This is a genomic window from Acinetobacter sp. YH12068_T (assembly GCF_024606005.1).
Lineage (GTDB): Bacteria > Pseudomonadota > Gammaproteobacteria > Pseudomonadales > Moraxellaceae > Acinetobacter > Acinetobacter amyesii.
On record NZ_CP094555.1, the window covers coordinates 906,989 to 924,374 of the forward strand.

Annotated in this window: 16 protein-coding genes and 4 tRNA genes; 7 read left to right on the forward strand and 13 right to left on the reverse strand. The window is 41.5% G+C overall.

What is annotated here, in order from left to right:
* The first annotated feature begins 17 nt into the window (after positions 1-17).
* Together MST18_RS04440 and MST18_RS04445 are read left to right on the forward strand one after the other, a co-directional pair.
* Positions 18-1,859, forward strand: a complete 1,842-nt coding sequence (locus MST18_RS04440) for a DUF2157 domain-containing protein (protein WP_180132957.1) — start codon at positions 18-20, stop codon at positions 1,857-1,859.
* Complete coding sequence (locus MST18_RS04445; protein ID WP_180132956.1) at positions 1,859-2,476, forward strand: GDYXXLXY domain-containing protein; 618 nt, start codon at positions 1,859-1,861, stop codon at positions 2,474-2,476. Before MST18_RS04440 ends, MST18_RS04445 begins: the two co-directional genes overlap by 1 nt.
* A gap of 123 nt (positions 2,477-2,599) precedes the next feature.
* On the opposite strand, the gene panD is transcribed toward MST18_RS04445, so the two are convergent.
* The 11 genes from panD to MST18_RS04500 form a co-directional block, all read right to left on the reverse strand.
* Positions 2,600-2,980: an aspartate 1-decarboxylase gene (panD, locus tag MST18_RS04450; RefSeq protein ID WP_078192181.1), complete on the reverse strand. Its 381-nt coding sequence runs from the start codon at positions 2,978-2,980 to the stop codon at positions 2,600-2,602.
* Between the two features lie 150 nt (positions 2,981-3,130).
* Positions 3,131-3,706, reverse strand: coding sequence for an aminoacyl-tRNA hydrolase (gene pth, locus MST18_RS04455; RefSeq protein WP_168378106.1), 576 nt, complete (start codon positions 3,704-3,706; stop codon positions 3,131-3,133).
* 20 nt (positions 3,707-3,726) lie between these two features.
* Positions 3,727-4,023: a 50S ribosomal protein L25 gene (gene rplY, locus MST18_RS04460; RefSeq protein WP_078192179.1), complete on the reverse strand. Its 297-nt coding sequence runs from the start codon at positions 4,021-4,023 to the stop codon at positions 3,727-3,729.
* Between the two features lie 98 nt (positions 4,024-4,121).
* Complete coding sequence (locus tag MST18_RS04465; protein WP_078191360.1) at positions 4,122-5,075, reverse strand: ribose-phosphate pyrophosphokinase; 954 nt, start codon at positions 5,073-5,075, stop codon at positions 4,122-4,124.
* 37 nt (positions 5,076-5,112) lie between these two features.
* Positions 5,113-5,187: transfer RNA gene (locus MST18_RS04470), tRNA-Gln, on the reverse strand.
* A 91-nt stretch (positions 5,188-5,278) separates the two neighbouring features.
* Positions 5,279-5,353: transfer RNA gene (locus MST18_RS04475), tRNA-Gln, on the reverse strand.
* A gap of 28 nt (positions 5,354-5,381) precedes the next feature.
* A tRNA-Gln gene (locus tag MST18_RS04480) sits at positions 5,382-5,456 on the reverse strand.
* Between the two features lie 38 nt (positions 5,457-5,494).
* Positions 5,495-5,569: transfer RNA gene (locus MST18_RS04485), tRNA-Gln, on the reverse strand.
* 3 nt (positions 5,570-5,572) lie between these two features.
* The gene (gene ispE, locus MST18_RS04490) at positions 5,573-6,412 is read right to left on the reverse strand and encodes a 4-(cytidine 5'-diphospho)-2-C-methyl-D-erythritol kinase (RefSeq protein ID WP_180129246.1); all 840 of its coding nucleotides are present in this window, start codon (positions 6,410-6,412) and stop codon (positions 5,573-5,575) included.
* Positions 6,413-6,440: 28 nt separating this feature from the next.
* Positions 6,441-7,019: a lipoprotein insertase outer membrane protein LolB gene (gene lolB / locus MST18_RS04495; RefSeq protein WP_180021952.1), complete on the reverse strand. Its 579-nt coding sequence runs from the start codon at positions 7,017-7,019 to the stop codon at positions 6,441-6,443.
* A gap of 9 nt (positions 7,020-7,028) precedes the next feature.
* On the reverse strand, positions 7,029-8,741 hold the full coding sequence (locus tag MST18_RS04500) for a hypothetical protein (RefSeq protein WP_180005451.1): 1,713 nt from the start codon (positions 8,739-8,741) through the stop codon (positions 7,029-7,031).
* A 78-nt stretch (positions 8,742-8,819) separates the two neighbouring features.
* Between MST18_RS04500 and hemA the strand changes: the two genes are divergently transcribed.
* Positions 8,820-10,103: a glutamyl-tRNA reductase gene (gene hemA, locus MST18_RS04505; protein ID WP_180039557.1), complete on the forward strand. Its 1,284-nt coding sequence runs from the start codon at positions 8,820-8,822 to the stop codon at positions 10,101-10,103.
* A 55-nt stretch (positions 10,104-10,158) separates the two neighbouring features.
* Here the strand turns inward: hemA and MST18_RS04510 are convergent, their stop codons facing one another.
* The gene (locus MST18_RS04510; protein ID WP_180132955.1) at positions 10,159-12,087 is read right to left on the reverse strand and encodes a DNA primase; all 1,929 of its coding nucleotides are present in this window, start codon (positions 12,085-12,087) and stop codon (positions 10,159-10,161) included.
* Between the two features lie 221 nt (positions 12,088-12,308).
* The gene (locus tag MST18_RS04515) at positions 12,309-13,292 is read right to left on the reverse strand and encodes an outer membrane protein assembly factor BamD (RefSeq protein WP_180132954.1); all 984 of its coding nucleotides are present in this window, start codon (positions 13,290-13,292) and stop codon (positions 12,309-12,311) included.
* A 71-nt stretch (positions 13,293-13,363) separates the two neighbouring features.
* Between MST18_RS04515 and rluD the strand changes: the two genes are divergently transcribed.
* The 4 genes from rluD (at position 13,364) to MST18_RS04535 (ending at position 17,371) form a co-directional block, all read left to right on the forward strand.
* Positions 13,364-14,416, forward strand: coding sequence for a 23S rRNA pseudouridine(1911/1915/1917) synthase RluD (gene rluD / locus MST18_RS04520; RefSeq protein ID WP_078191355.1), 1,053 nt, complete (start codon positions 13,364-13,366; stop codon positions 14,414-14,416).
* A gap of 44 nt (positions 14,417-14,460) precedes the next feature.
* Positions 14,461-15,201: a peptidoglycan editing factor PgeF gene (gene pgeF / locus MST18_RS04525; protein ID WP_180132953.1), complete on the forward strand. Its 741-nt coding sequence runs from the start codon at positions 14,461-14,463 to the stop codon at positions 15,199-15,201.
* A 40-nt stretch (positions 15,202-15,241) separates the two neighbouring features.
* Positions 15,242-15,793, forward strand: coding sequence for a flavodoxin family protein (locus MST18_RS04530; RefSeq protein ID WP_078192171.1), 552 nt, complete (start codon positions 15,242-15,244; stop codon positions 15,791-15,793).
* Positions 15,794-16,042: 249 nt separating this feature from the next.
* Positions 16,043-17,371: a hypothetical protein gene (locus MST18_RS04535; protein WP_180132952.1), complete on the forward strand. Its 1,329-nt coding sequence runs from the start codon at positions 16,043-16,045 to the stop codon at positions 17,369-17,371.
* Positions 17,372-17,386 lie beyond the last annotated feature (15 nt).

The window sequence follows — 17,386 nt, forward strand, 5'->3', positions numbered from 1 at the left end:
TTGCATAATGATAAAAAATGACCGTTCCTCAGCATTCTCAGCAGCAGAATATAAAGCTGCATCGTTCACAGTTAGATCAAGAGTTTTCAACAGATCTGTTCCAAGATGTACAGGTTATTCGGTATCTGCAAGTGATTGGTGTTGCACTGATAGCTGCCAGTTTCGTGTATTTGATCGCGGCAAACTGGTTGATGTTGCCAAAATTCATTCAATTGGCAATTCCAATGTTGCTGTTGCTACTGAGTGCTGTGACGAGTGTATATTTTGCAAGGCATGCTTGGATTCAGCAAAGTTTAGATGCTTTAAGTGCTTTGTTGCTCGGATTGAGTTTGGCTGTGATTGGACAGGTCTATCAAACAGGTGCAGACAGTTATCTGTTATTTTTAGTCTGGGCTTTGCTGCTTTTACCTTGGTTATATCGACCGAATATCGGAGTCTTTACGCTACTGTGTTTGATCAGTCAATTGGCATTATTTTTATATTTTAAACAAAGCTATTTAATCGTTGATCATTCATGGTGGTATTTACTTTGCATGAATATATTGACGGCAATTTGTGTGACGTTTTGTTTGAAATATTATGCTGCGCTGCGCTTTGTATTTATTGCATTCATTACACTAATATCGATGTATTGCATGTTTTTATACTGCGGAAATGGGGCAGATCAGTATCAATGGCAATATTTAATTTTTGCCTTGTTGCTTCCAATTTATCTGATTATCTATTTTTATCGACAACAGCGTGCATTAGAAACCAGTTTACAAGCTGCAGGTCTTGCCGCGAGTTTCAGTATTTTGATTTTCCAATGGGCAGAACATATTTTATCTGACTCGAGTGCAGGATTGCTGGTTTTTGCTTTGCTGATATTTGCTTGGTTTGCGGTGATCAGTTGGGCACTGATGAAATTTCTGCCACAGACTAAATTTGCGGTTATTCCTTTAGCGATTGGGGCATGGTTGGCAGGCATTATTTTATCGAGCTTATTGCTGACCTATTGGAAGGCGTTTTCGATCGTCATGGGCTTAGTTTTTGTAGCTGTGGCTTGGTGGTTGATTCGACGAGCTAAAAGTATCTTTAGTCGCCAATTTGCTTACTGCTTATGCGTATGTGGCCAATCTGCGGTCTTCATTCATACAGAGAGCTTGACCGATAGCATTGGGTTTATTTTATTGTTGCAAATTGGCGTTATATTGCTCTGTTTATTTAGTCGAATGCATTGGTTTATTGTTTTTATTCAACTCATTGCAGGATACGGCCTTGCAGTGGTTACACTATTTGATGCCGATCTTTTTATGAGCGATGAACATGTCATCTTAGCTGTGACTGGATTGAATTATATTCTACTGATTTTCTTGCTCGGGAGTGCAACAGCTTGGTTGCACTCGATGTATCGAAAAAGCATTGTGTTATGGATGTTATGCATCGTATTGGCGGGTGTAGTGTTGCAGACGTTGTCAAATAACATTCTACAGTTTGAACAGACCCAAAATGGTGTTCTTGACCTGTTTGTCGGTTACCTGCTGCCTGTGGTTTGGCTTGGCCTTTACATCGCAAATCAGCAAAAACAGGTGGGGAGCGAAAAATGGCCGTTACTGCTATTGGGCCTTGTGCTGATTGCGATGGGCTATTTTGAAATTTTCTTGTTATTGGTTTTATTGGCATGGGCGCAGGTCTATCAGCAATCTTTGGTTAAAGCCCTTTGCATCGTGTTGATCATTTTTAGCTTATGGATGCTGTATTACAATTTGGGTCTGAGTTTTTTATTGAAAAGTTTAACGATTTTGATTTCTGGTCTATTGTTGCTTGGTATCACCAAGATGTTATCTGCGATACAGCATAAACAAGGGGGAGATGTGTGATGAACATACTCAATAAAAAAATGCTTCCTATTGGTTTGGCTGTACTCAGTATTCTTTTATTTGTGCTGATGATTGCACGTCATGAATGGCATCTGGCAAACAGTCAGAGTATTTATGTAAAGCTGCAGCCTGTCGATCCACGCTCTTTGATTCAAGGTGATTATATGGCCTTGAATTATCAGCTCTATTTTGGTGGTCAGCCATCAAAAGAGCAATCTGCCAATGGGCAGGCTGCCAAAGTGAACGATGCTGAAAATTTACACCGTGACTATTTTGTCGATCAAAAAAGTATTGTGAGTTATGTGCAGTTTGATGCACAGCGTAGAGTGATTCGAACCAGTTTCAACCCAGAGTTGTTAGCGAAGTATCCAAGCTCTTCCACAAAACTGGTGCTCAAAAATCCTGACAATAGATTTGAGGGTTTATATCCCGCTGCGAGCAGCTTTTTATTTGCTGAAGGCTTGGAACCGTGCTATCGCGATGCGCAATATGCAGAGCTAAAGGTAGAAAATGGTCAGCCTTTGTTGGTGGGTTTGGTCGGAGAGCATTTACAGCCCTTTGATTGTAAACAAAACCAAGCATGGTGGAAGGGCCCGAGAGCAGGGGAGATAAGTTGAGCTGTTGAGTTGTATGTAGTGATATGCGTCTAATACTGAATTTTTGCAGTCAATAATGCATAGTTCAGCCATAAAAAAGCCCGCAAATTTTGCGGGCTTTTTTAGAATCTTTAAATGCTTGAATTAAGCAACTTGAACTGGAATACAGTTCGCTGTGTGGTTCACAGTGTTGTTTGGGTTCGCATAGACTAAACGTGGCTTATGTGCATTTGCTTCAGCTTCTGTGAAATCGCCAAAAGTTGCGATAATCATCAAGTCGCCAATATCTGCTTGGTGAGCAGCACCGCCATTTACAGAGATAATGCCAGAACCTTCTTCACCACGAATGGCATAAGTGGTAAAACGCTTACCATTAGTCACGTTCCACATATGAATTTCTTCATATTCACGGATACCGGCTAAATCTAGAAGAATACCGTCAATTGCACAAGAACCTTCATAATGTAATTCTGCTTGTGTAACGACGCAACGGTGGATTTTAGCTTTTAATAAACGAGATAGCATGGCTAGCGTCTCCTTGGTAGACCTAAGATCGTATCTTATGGTGGAACAATCTCTTGAATGCTGGGTGAGCAGTCAAATGCAAGCGCATTTTGCTCTGAAATCATTCAGATGGCAATAAGTATTGTTCAACAATTTGTGGAATTGTCAGTTCTATTTGTAAGCGTTGATCTGGTTCATGGCTTGCTGAATCTCACCACTTACCAACAATTTAGTACGTGATAAGGCATGTGCAATAGCATCATCCATTAAACCTTGTTCACTACTTGGTGCTTTACCTAAGACATGGCCTGAGACACGTTCTTTAGAACCAGGATGACCAATACCAATACGTAAACGATGGAAATTTGGACCAATATGCGGGACGATATCGCGTAAACCATTATGACCACCATGACCACCGCCAGTTTTCAGGCGAATGACACCAGGGTTCATATCAAGTTCATCGTGTGCGATAAGCATTGCTTCGGGAGCAATTTGATAGAATTTGGCGAAGGGAACAACACTTTGACCAGAGAGGTTCATAAAGGTTGTAGGTAACAGCAGACGAACGTCTTGACCTTCGATATTACCACGACCACTGATGCCTTTATATTTAGGATCAGCTTTGAGTTGGATGCCATATTGTTCTGCAAGGCGTTCTACAAACCAGAAGCCTGCATTATGGCGGGTTTGGGCATACTCAGAACCTGGGTTACCCAAACCAACAATCAGTGAAAGTTTACTCACTCATTTACACCATTTAACACTTATGCGCGTTTGAAGTCAGCGTGCATAGGAGTATTTTTAGCTGGGTGACGTTGTAAAGCTTGGATTTTAACGCTTTCAGCTTTACCGTCAATGTTGATTTCAACAACTTCTTCAAAGAATGCGTTGTTTTCTAAAGCTTTAACAAGTTCGCGAAGTTCCAAAGTAACTGCTACAGGTTCAGCTGCACCACCGTAGATGATTGCTGGTACTTTATTTTGAAGACGAAGGCGGCGGCTCGAACCTTTCCCTTGTACTGCTTCTTCACGTGCTACTGCATTTAATACGAAGTTTGCCATGATAGACATTCCTATTTAAGTTTAATTGACTAGACCTTCGACCAGTCTAGTGATAGAAAGCCCCACCAAAAGGTAGGGCTTTTAAATTTAGCGCTATATTATAGATAAGAATCGAACATTGCGCTAATAGATTCTTCGTTGTTAATACGACGAATTGTTTCAGCAACCATACTTGCAACTGAAACTTGGCGAATCTTACCAAGAGCTTGAGCTTCTTCTGAAAGCGGAATAGTGTCTGTTACAACCAATTCGTCAATCACAGAGTTTTTCAAGTTTTCTAAAGCTTTACCAGAAAGTACAGGGTGAGTTGCGTAAGCAACAACTTTGCGAGCACCAAAAGTTTTTAGTGCGTCAGCAGCTTTACACAATGTACCTGCTGTATCCACCATATCATCAACGATGACACAGTCACGGCCTTTAACGTCACCGATCAAGTGCATTACTTGAGATTCATTCGCTTTTTGACGGCGTTTGTCGATGATCGCAAGATCGATATCACCCATTTGCTTAGCTACAGCACGCGCACGTACTACACCACCAACGTCAGGAGAAACAACCATTAAGTTGTCGTGTGACTGTTGACGAAGATCTGCTAAAAGTGCAGGAGTACCGTAGATGTTGTCTACAGGAATATCGAAGAAACCTTGGATTTGGTCAGCATGAAGGTCGATCATGACAACGCGGTCAATACCAACAGTTGTGAGCATATCTGCAACAACTTTTGCTGTAATTGGCACACGGCTTGAACGTGGACGACGGTCTTGACGAGCATAACCAAAATAAGGAATGACAGCAGTGATACGACCAGCACTTGCTCGACGCAAAGCATCAGCCATAACTAAGATTTCCATAAGGTTATCGTTAGTTGGGGCACAAGTTGGTTGTACGATGAATACGTCTTTACCACGAACATTTTCAGTAATTTCGACAGCAATTTCACCGTCAGAAAATTGACCTACAGATGCAGCACCTAGAGGGATGTGAAGGTGGCTAACGACTTTTTGGGCGAATTGTGGATGTGCAGATCCACTAAAAACGACAAGATTGGGCATGAAGCACCCTTGGCGGTTGGCAAATTGGAGAATTAGATGGCAGGGGCGGCTGGATTCGAACCAACGGATGCCGAGATCAAAACCCGGTGCCTTACCACTTGGCGACGCCCCTAATGCGGCAGAACTTTAATATTTTTACGGTATTTTGTCAAGTTGAAACAACAAAGATACTGCAAATTATGCTCTGTCTTTTTTGAAGTAAATGGCAGGGGCGGCTGGATTCGAACCAACGGATGCCGAGATCAAAACCCGGTGCCTTACCACTTGGCGACGCCCCTAAATTGATGAAATAGCGAATAAAGTAAATGGCAGGGGCGGCTGGATTCGAACCAACGGATGCCGAGATCAAAACCCGGTGCCTTACCACTTGGCGACGCCCCTAATACTTTACAGCAATTACATCTACAGGTGAAAAATGATGGCAGGGGCGGCTGGATTCGAACCAACGGATGCCGAGATCAAAACCCGGTGCCTTACCACTTGGCGACGCCCCTATATCAAACTTCAAAATGACGTAATGGTGATTCTTGTAAACTGCGAACCAAGTAAGATTTACATGGTGCATTTTTCAATATGTCATCAATATTCATATTTTCAGTCACTTCAGTAAATACACAAGCACCTGTACCTGTAAGCTTTGCTGTACCGAACTGATCTAAGTACCGCATTGCTTCATCGACTTCGGGATATAAGCTTCGTGCCACAGGCTCAAAGTTATTTCCAAAATCAGATGGCGTTTCCTGATAGCCGCAAAATTTAGTGGGCTTTGAGTCTCTTGTCAACGTTTTTTGTGAAAAAAGCAGTTGAGTGCTGATAAAACAGTCAGGTTTTAACACAATGTACTGTTTTTGAGCTAAATCTATGAATGTTAAGTGTTCACCGATGCCTTCTGCCCATGCATTTAGACCATGTACAAACACGGGAACATCTGCTCCAAGTTGTAAGCCGAGCTCTGCAAGTTGTTCGGTATTTAGACCGCATTTCCATAGTTGATTAAGCACGATTAGGGTGGTGGCTGCATTGGATGAACCACCGCCGAGCCCTGCACCCATCGGAATATTTTTTTCAATGTGGATTTTTTGTGCAGTTAGTGCTTTAGCAAACGGTTTGAGTATTTGAGCAGCACGATAAATTAAATTTTGCTCTAGATTGACGCTGTTTAAGCCCTCAATTTGAATAAAATCTTCATCAGCAGAATTTGCACGTGGATGAAATTCCATCCAATCCGATAAATCGATGAGCTGAAAAATCGTTTGTAATTCGTGATATCCATTCGGACGTCGGCCAGTAATGTGCAAAAACAAATTGAGTTTTGCAGGAGAAGGTACACGAATCACAGAAGTCATAGTTCAGCTTTTAGGCAAATTAACGATTTTGAATCACCATTGTAATACGGTTTTCCTGACCGGATTCAAGTGCTTGTTTTAAAATTAACTTGTTCGGTACCGTCGCAGTCTCGTTATAACTGAGGTCAACGGTCCAACCATCTTCAATAATCTGTTGTGGGCGCTGCGCAGTATCGCGTTGAATTTTAGCTTGTGTGGTTGCAGGGCGCGCCTGTACCCAGTCGATGAGGTGGGTAATGGGAGCTTGCCAACCGGTAGCACGTTCGAGTAATTCTTCTGGTGTTGCTGCTTCAATCAAACCGGTTTTTGCACTATTGAGTTGAACTTGACCGGGTTTACCGCTGATTTGAGTTTTTCCAACACCTAATATGCCACTCAGTTCGATATCATATTCATTGCGGTCTTGAACCCAAGTAAAAAAAGCACTTCCTGACTGTTGTGGCGTGCGCACACCAATCTTACCTTGTAAGTTGAATTGATTTGCAGCGACTTCTTCAGGGCTGGGTTGATCGGGTGTTTTAACATATTGCTGACAACCGGTAAAAAATAAAGCGCAGCAGGTCAGGGCAGATACCCCAAATTTTGAAGATATTTGCATAAAGTCTTTCTAACTCTTTTTCATGGGTTGGGGTAACAATAACGAATGTAGTTGCTCTAATTGCGGATCATTCGGATGTTTTTGTTGGAGTTGTTGTAACAACGCGTCAAATTTATTCATATCACCTTGCATGAAGACTGATCGTGCATAGCGAATGCCAATTTTTAAACTATTACTCAGTTCATACGCTTTGGCCAAAACAGATGCAGATGTACTAAAATCATTTTGCAAATAACAAATATAACCGAACGTATCTAAGATTGAAGCTTGCTCAGGAGCATATTCTAAGGCATGTTCGACGTATTTTCGGGCTTCATCTAAGCGTCTATTTTGTACCGCCAATGTATAGGCATATGCATTTAAATAGGTCGGACTATTGGGTTCAATTTCGAGTAATTGTTTTAGTAATTGGTCGAGTCTGTCTTTATCTTGATGGGCGTCGAGCAGTAGAACTTCGGCATAAATAAGCTCAGGATCTTCGGGCAAGTTTTTTACCGCTTCATCAAGCAAACGGACTGCTGCTTTTTTATTGTTCATGCGTTTTAAAATATCTGCCTGAGCAAGATATAAGAAACTTGCATGTTGAGGATAATTAACCCGTTCTTGGGTTAAAAAGCGCAGTGCATCATGCAGCTTATTTTGCTGGCTAAAAATGCTGATCATATTGCGCCGTGAAACTGTATAAAGACTGCCATCAACAAGGCGATAATAGGCTTTTGCCGTTTCATAATGCTGTTTGCGTTCAGCATTTACTGCGAGATAGTAATACGCTTCATTTTGGTATTTGCTCGAATAACGTAACTCCACCAAATACTTTTCGGCTTTTTCATAAAGCTCTAAGTCAATACTGGTCAAACCTGCCATAAATAGCGGTTCTTCAGCAGATGGCCATTTCTTTAGTATATCTTCGAGTTTTTCTAGACCTAATTCTGACTGATTGATTTTAATTAAATATTTTGCTTCTGCTAAGCGAACTTCCATATTGTTGCGGTGTTTACGGCTGGATTTTTCGAACCATTTTAAGGTTTCTTCTTCATCACCTAATGACATAAGTAAATTGGCTTTCATTAAGATATAGCCAGTCACTTTCGGGCGTTTTTTCAGTGCTAAATTAATGGTGTCTAAGGCATCAGCAAAGGCACCATTTTGAGCTTGTAAACCTGCGACTAAGACCAAAATAGAAGGGTTGGTTTTTTCCTTGCTAGCGGTCAGTGCTTGAATCAGATAGGCGCGATCTTCCTCTGATTCAGGGGAAATACCCGCCAAAATTTGTTCTAAATCTGCATTTGGGTCAATGGTTAAAATTTTATCAAGTGTTTCGGCGGCAAGCTCATATTCATGGGCTTTCAAAGCAATATGTGATAAATAAAATAATGCTGGTACATCTTCAGGTTCTTGCACAACCCAATGTGTAGCAATATCTAAGGCTGCTTGTAAATCATTTTGCTCAATAGCAACGTTTAAAGCACGCTGTTTGACCATGGTGGATTTGCTTTTGATTGCAAGCACGGTGTAATTATGAAGCGCGGTTGGGATGTCGTTATAAGCTAAGGCAAATTCTGCAATCATACTTTGTTTAATTGCATCATATCCTGAATTTGCATGGTAAACTTCTCCCACGGCCCGAATTGGGGCAGTAGAAGCCATGCTACCAACAAGTAAGAATGTGGTAGAATACTGCTTTATTGTCTGGCCGTTCAGTCGGCTATTTGTTAGACGCAATTTTTCTTGATCCAAGTAATGCTTTTTATGACGCCGATAATGCACAATAGCATAAATTTAGCGAAATGATGATCTGATATGTCTTTCTTTGCATTGGGTGTCAACCATCAAACCGCCTCTGTAGAACTGCGCGAACAGATTGCATTTAACCCTGAAAAGTTAACAGCGCTGCTTGAACAGCAAAGCCATGCACCTGAACTCAATGACATGGTGGTGGTATCTACATGTAATCGTACTGAAGTCTATGCGATGTCTGAAAATGCAGACATGGTATTGAATTGGCTTGCCCAATCAAATGGTATTGATGTAAAGCAATTGTCAAATCATGTGTATCGTTATGAAAATGCACAGGCGGTGACACACCTCATGCGTGTGGCTAGCGGCTTGGATTCGCTCATGCTTGGTGAGCCTCAAATCTTAGGTCAAGTTAAAACGGCTTTGTCCTTAGCCAAAGATGCCGAAACTGTCTCCCCAAATTTAAACCGTATTTTTGAATATGCCTTTTATGCGGCAAAACGAGTGCGTTCTGAAACAGCCGTAGGAAGTCATGCGGTGTCGATGGGCTATGCCGTTGCTCAGCTAGCTTTACAGGTTTTTAGTCAGCCTGAAAAATTGACGGTCATGATTGTTGCTGCTGGTGAAATGAATAGCTTGGTTGCGAAGCATTTGGCCGAAATGGGTGTGGGTAGAATTATTATCTGTAACCGTACACGTGCTCGTGCCGAAGCTTTATCGCAAGAGATTGCTCATCGTGTAGAAGTTGAAATTATTGATTTTGCAGATTTGGCAGACAATTTACATCGCGCAGATGTAATTTCAAGTTGTACTGGGAGCTTGCATCAAGTGATTTATTTTGCGGATGTCAAAGCAGCATTGAAAAAACGCCGTTATAAACAAATGTTGTTGGTCGATTTGGCGGTACCCCGTGATATTGAAGCCAAAGTTGAAAGTTTAGATGGTGTTTATTTATATGGTGTAGATGATCTGCAAACAGTCATAGAAGAAAACTTGGCTCAGCGTCGTCAGGCGGCAGTTGAAGCCGAAGTGATGGTCAATCAGCTTGCGACAGATTTAATCACACAGCAAAAAGTGAATTTGGCTGGCTCGACGATTCATGCATACCGTGAACATGGTGAGTCATTGCGTCAAGAAGAGCTGGCTTTAGCCCTGAATCGTCTACAAAAGGGCGAAGATGCTGCGAAGATTATGCAAGAAATGTCGCATCGTTTAACCCAAAAGCTGCTGCATCCAACCTCTATCGTGCTGCGAAATGCAGCAATGGCAGAAGATCCCGCTTATTTTGAAATGATAGAACAAGATTTAGTTAATGTGGCTGAAAATCGCCGTAAACCAAAGAAATAAATAAGCTGATTCACTGAATAGCATGTCGTTCACAGCTTGAACTTAAAGTTAAAACTTAATCTTCAAGGAGCGTGAGCGATCTTTTTTTATCAATATCATAAATACGTTGTTTTAAATTACGCATTTCTGCAAGGCTAGAAAACTTATTCGACTTGATCTTGAGTTGTAAGAATTGATATTGCAATTTTGTCGATAAATCTGCCGCAAGTTTATCTGCTTGTTCAGGTGATGACGTATAATCGCTGATATTGGCATGCTCTAAAATATGTTGTAATTCATGATGATGTGCTGCACAAGCACCGAGTACATAATAGGTTGATAACTCTGGATCATCAGGCAATTCATCAAAAATCACATTGAAAATATTTAAAACATGATAAAGCAATAGGTCTTGTGAAACTAAAGCGCGTAAAGGCTCAAAATGAATGTAAAGATAAGGATGATTGATCAAAATCGCAATCACATATTCTTCAGCATCAATTTTTGTACTAAAGCTCAGAGATGCATCATTATTGACTTGAGGCTGCCACTTTCGGCTAAACCCTAATTTTTCACGGAAATATTGTTGTAGCAAATAACGATATGAACCACCTTTCGGCAACAGTTCAGTGAGCTGTCTGAGTTCACCCATCACCTGACTTTTACCCTCAGGTGAACTGACATCATGAGTTTGCGTTAAATGTGCAAAAACAAATTCAGAAAGTAGCGGTGAGGTGTGCAGTAACCGTCGAAAATTTTCAATACCTTCACGGCGGATCAATGAATCTGGGTCGTGGTCATTCGGCAAAACAAAAAATTTAAGTTCACGTCCATCATTCAGTAATGGAAGGGCAATTTCGAGCGTACGACGAGCTGCTTTTTGACCTGCGGCATCACCATCAAATGCAATGGTAATGCGGCTATTTTGCTTAAATAAAATGTTTAAATGTTCAGTATTACTGGCAGTCCCTAAAGTCGCTACAGCGCCATGAATGCCATATTGCTGTAGGGCAATGACATCCATATAACCTTCGACCATTAACCAATCTTGGGCTTTTTGTTTACGGCCTTCATATAAACCATAAAGTAACTGGTTTTTATGGAAAACTTCAGAGTCTGGAGAGTTGATGTATTTCGGTTTGATTTCATCATTTAGGGCACGACCACCAAAACCGACCACACGACCTTTCGCATCTCGAATCGGGAAAATCACCCGCTCGCGCAGTAGGTCAAAGTCACGACCACTGTCACTGGTTCGAATCAAACCGAGAAGTTTGAGTCCTTCGATATCTTGTGGAAAGGCTTTTTCCAGATGTTGCCAATCTTCAGGGGCATAGCCTAAGCGCCAATAGGCGATGGTGTCTGCACTGAGACCCCGTTGTTTAAAATAAGCTTGCCCAATTGGACTGAGCGGAAGTTGTTGCTCATAAAACTGTGCGACATTTTCCAGCAAGTCATATAAGTTTCCGTCTTGCGGCACATCTTCAAATCCATTGGTAACTTGGTCAAAGTGAGCAAACGGATCGTTCCCATAAAAGGCATCTTCGTTATTTTGAAACTCAGCAAATGGGTCGTGTTCGAAATTTACTGCAGCAGGATTTGTGTCGGTTTCGCCTGTTTTGGGTGGCAGAGCTTTTGCTTCGATTGGAGGTTTTTGTACAGGTTTGGGTTTAGATTCGCGTTTATATTTGAGTTTATTGGAATCGTTATTGTCTTTCGGTAGTTCAATACCCGTTTGGCTAGATAAATCCTTCATTACTTCGATGAAGTTACGGCTACCAATATCCATTAAAAAACGGATGGCATTACCATTGGCCTGACAACCAAAGCAGTGAAAATATTGTTTATCACGATAGACATGGAAAGATGGCGATTTTTCCTGATGGAATGGGCAGCATCCTGAGTAGGTGCGTCCAGTCTTTTTCAATTTCACAAATTGACCAATCACATCGACAATATCGGTGCGATCTAAAATTTGATCAATTGTATGTTGAGGAATGGCCATGCTGTTTTATCTGTCTATCTATTGAATTTGGGCAGTTCGTGAAATATGTTGAAATCAGCAATGCTGTAAGTTCAGGTGGAGATCCAGTACAGCATCGTCCATCGAACTATTGTATACCTTTTAATCTAACCGAATCTGTAGATCCTGAAAAGATAAAAGGGCAAGTATTCTAACTTGCCCTTTGTGAAAAATCGACCTTCGTTGCGACTATATTATTCAGCTTATTCTGACGACTCAGTTTTTTCGCTATGAGGACGATTCAATAAGCCAAAGCTTAAACGATTGGTTAAACTGCGTTTTTCTTCATCAGTTTCAACTACGTCTGTAGAGGTTTGCTCAGACATCGTCTGTGCTTCTTTACCGAAAATACCCAAAGTTGCACGGTTAAGGAAGCTGCCTTCACTACGTGCAGCACGCATATTGACCGTACCGTCTGACTTCACAAGTTTTGGATAGTTCAGTTTAAGTACTTCAATGTATTGCTGAGACGTGGTTTTATCACCAAGTTTGTCGTAACCATAGGCTACAGTCGCTAGAGCTTCTGGAACTTGCGGTGCTTGCGGATAATGTTCGATCACCCAAAGTGAACGTTCAACAGCAGCTAACCATGCTTTACGCTTCACATTAAAACGCGCCGCATTCATTTCGCTTTCAGCCAATTCTTGACTGATGAACTTCATACGTTGTGCGGCATCGACTGCATATTCGCTCGATGGATAGCGACGGATAAAGTCGACAAAGTTTTGATAAGCCACTTTGAGATAGCTCACATCACGATGCGATTGCTTTAAAGAAGTATAGCGAAGCAAACCATTGTAGTTTTGCTCCATGTTTGAAACACCACGCACGTAGTACGCATAATCAACTTGCGGATGCTGTGGGTTCATACGAATAAAACGGTCTGCAAGTGCAATCGCACCTTCATAGTCTTTTTGCTGAAACTTTACATACAATAGTTCAAGTTGTGCTTGCTGCGCATAGTTACCTGTAGGGTAGTAGGTCTCTAGAGCTTCAAGGTGTTTTGCTGCATCTGTATATTGGTTACGTTCAAGCGCTTTTTGTGCTTTTTCGATATAAATCTGTTCGCTTGATTGTGGACCTGTGTCGACCACTTCTTTCTTTGGATTACTGCTACAGCCTACCATTGCCGATGCAATGCCTATTGTTAGAGCAAGCATTGTCATTTTATATTTTGGTAGCGACATAAAAATTCCTCTGTTAATACGGGCAATGAGCTACAATTGAACTATTAAACCACTTTTGTCTGAATGAGCAAATGAGTCAAGCACAATCTTCCAATTCTAATTTCCCTGAAACTGATTTCAATTTACTTGAAGATTCTGAGGATGCAGATAACCATACTTCAGACTCAACTGCAACACGTTTATCGTTGCAATTTCAATTGGATGAAAGCTATTTAGGACAACGTATTGATCAGGTTTCAGCACTGGTTTGGACTGATTTTTCTCGTGAAAAGCTAAAACAGTGGCTCAAAGAGGGCCATTTGTTGGTCAATGGTAACACTGTGAAACCAAAGTACAAATGCGAAGGCACAGAGTTATTGACTTTAGACGTCGAGTTAGAAGCACAAACCCGTAGCTTACCTGAAGATATTCCACTTAATATTGTCTATGAAGATGACGATATTATGGTGATTAATAAACCTGTCGGTATGGTTGTACATCCGGGCGCTGGAAACAGTACAGGCACATTGGTGAATGCAATTTTGCACCATTACCCAAAATCTTCAGAGTTGACCCGTGCAGGTTTGGTGCATCGTATTGATAAAGACACCTCAGGTTTGTTGGTTGTTGCGAAAAACCTCGAATCCCAATTTTCTTTAAGTAAACAATTGGCGAAGAAATCGGTTTACCGTATTTACGATTTGATCGTATATGGCAACATTATTGCAGGCGGTACAGTGGATGAGCCAATTAAACGTCATCCTGTTGATCGCATTAAAATGGCGGTCTTGCCGGGCGGTAAAGATGCGGTAACTCACTATAATGTGAAAGAACGTTTCCAAAACTTTACCCGTGTTCAAGCACGTTTAGAAACGGGTCGTACTCATCAAATTCGTGTGCATTTTACTTATATCGGTCATGGTCTTGTGGGCGATCAAGTGTATGTACCACGTGTACGTATGCCTGCAGGCGCGTCGATGTTATTAGATGACACTTTACGTGGCTTTAAACGTCAGGCTTTACACGCGGTTAAATTGGGTCTCGTTCATCCACGTACAGGTGAAGACATGATGTTTGAAGCACCATGGCCTGAAGACTTTAATCAATTGGTTGAAGTTTTACGTAGCGAAAACAAAGCGTATTAAGTTTTAACCTGATTTACACGCCATAGATAGAAAAGGACGGCAACATGCAATTTGTTCAGGGACTTCCACAGGGTGTTTTTGTGGGACAAACTCGAGTTCATCATGATCAGACGCAACCCGCTGAACAACCTGAACTGGCAGGATTTAATCTGGCATTGCATGTGGGAGATGATGCAGCGCGTGTGCAAAAGCACCGGATGCAATTGCTCAAAGACTTTGCTAAATATGGCGTGAATAAAATCAGCTGGATGAACCAAACGCACAGTACGCTATGCCATCGCATTGATGAACAGATCAACTTTGTTGCACCCGAAGGCGATGGTATGGTCACGCAGTCTAAACATCATGCCCTGATGATGATGACCGCAGACTGCTTACCCGTGGTTTTGGGTAATGCTGACGGGACAGAAGTTGCCAATCTGCATGCAGGTTGGAAGGGCTTGGCCAACGGTATTGTGGAAAACACCATTGCAGCCATGCACACTCAGCCAACATGGGCTTGGTTGGGGGCAGCTATTTGCCAAGAGAGTTTTGAAATTGGTGCAGAAGTCAAAGCTGCCTTTTGCTCCAAATACCCAGAACTTGAAAGTGCATTTAAAGCTGGTGTAAGGGGAGGCAAATATTATGCTGATCTTTATGCGATAGCGCGTTATATTCTTGCATTACATGGGGTTAAAGCCGTAACAGGTGGCGACCAATGTACCTTTTTGCAAGCTGATGAATATTTTTCTTATCGCCGAGAAGCGAAAACAGGACGTATGGCAACATTCGTCTTTATGCTTTGAAAATGCTAAACTTGACTGAATCTATCGACTTTTAAATGTTATGTCTTTGACTGCTAAATCTCTTGCTGTTGTTTACCACAGCCCCTATGGGCACACTGCCAAAGTGGCGAATTTCATTGTACAAGGTGCAGAAAAAGCCGGTGTAAAAGTCCATCTCATGAATGTAGAGCATGTGGATTGGGATGAATTGGACAGTGCAGATGCCATCGTTTTTGGATGCCCAACCTATATGGGCAGTATGAGTGCGGCAATGAAATTATTCATGGAGCAATCATCTAAACGCTGGTTAGCACGGACATGGCAAGGCAAGTTAGCCGCTGGTTTTACCAATGGTGGCGGCTTAAGTGGAGATAAATTGGCAGTATTGCAGCAAATCAATTTATTCGCCATGCAGCACGGCATGTTGTGGAGCGGTCTTCCATTGATGCCAACTGGACGAAGCACAACAGATTTAAATCGGATGTCGAGCTTTTTAGGTTTAATGACACAATCGGATAATGCGCCTGTTGAAGTCACGCCACCTGCGGGTGATTTAGAAACCGCTATTTGGTTTGGTGAATATCTGGGACTGTTGTTAAATAAAGTTAATTAATTTGTAAATAAATCGTTTGAACTATCATTTATAAATCTTTGAAAACCCTAGTGATGGAAATGTTACTGGGGTTTTTATTGGCCTAAAATTCGTGAAAATTGGCATTTTGTATAATTGAGTTGTGATGCGTGTCACAAATTGCCATTCATTTACGCCAACGCTATTGATTTAATCTTCTCATAAATTTCACTCGGGATGAGTGACGAATATTAAAAAGGATTAAATAATCGTGAAAAAACAATAGTCGCAATGGCATTGACCTTATGTGTTTCTGACGTTGTTTTTGCAGCAGAAGGATTGGTGGGATTAGCAGATGAAGAATTGTCTGCCATCAATGGTGCTGCATTGATGAATATGTCCTATACCGATCCTATTTTGGTCAACCAACAAATGGTCGATGAAAATATTGGTTTCTACAAACTCAGTTTAGATGCCGTCATGGATCTGAACGTCAATGTCAAAAGTTTGCAACTCGGCTGTGGTGGGGTAAATGGGTCAAATGGCTGTGATATTGATATTCGTCATCTAGCGTTGAGTGGTAATGCAACGTCGACCGATGCCAACGGTAATCCCGTCTTTAATGGTGATCGAGCGTCAACCAGTGCCGAACTGAAAAATCCGTTTATTGAATTTGCAATTAAAAACCCAAAACAAGCCGCTTTACGCGAAGTTAAAGGCTTCCGTGTCAGTGCTGAATCAATTACAGGTTTATTGACCACTGGTATTCAAAATACGGGTGCGCCGACAGATGGGATTAAGTCACTGAGCGGTTATATGAAAATTGCACCGACTACAGGGACAGCAAAGACCCAAGCCGCGATCTTTGGGGATAGCACCAGTGAGACTTTATCGGGGAACTTGGTGATTAATACGATTTGGAACAATGATCGTAGCTTTGTCAGCCAACCCGAAAATAGTAAGGGTTTAAAAATTCCTTCAATGAATGTGCCATTTACCGTCCCTGAAATTACCATCAACGGAAAACGACAAACTCAAGCCGTTGCCAAAAATATCAGTGCGACTGTACCGTCGATTCAACTCAACCGTGATAGTGGTAGTTTGCAGGTCAAACTTGACCGTAATTTGTTATGGGTAGAAGGGGCGCAGTTCTTTATGGATTCGGGCTCATCAATTGATGGTTTGAAAATGAACATTACCTTTGAGCAAGCCTTAAATATGATTCATAACATTCCACTAAATGGCACAGCCGGTTATTTATCGCTTCAATCTCAAGATATTAGTTGGCCAGATGCCAATCCCGATGATATTGCACGTACAGGTTGGTGGATGTCATTTAAAGACCCGATCAATATTGGCAAATTAAATCCAACATCTGAAGTGGATATCTCAGGCGTCTTGCCACAAGTTGCTCAAAAAGTATCGCAAATTTTAACCAATGAACCGATTTATATTCCATTAGGTTCTGCTGTTGGTGCAGCATTTGGTTTACCGATTTATAAAAATGTCGGTTCAATTAACCTTAGTAATGCCGGTGCGGCCAATTTAACGTTAAAAAATCAGGTCTTGGGAAATCAGGAAGTTCGGACCAACTGTTTTGGTGGATTGAAATTCTGCTAAATCTGCAATTTAAAA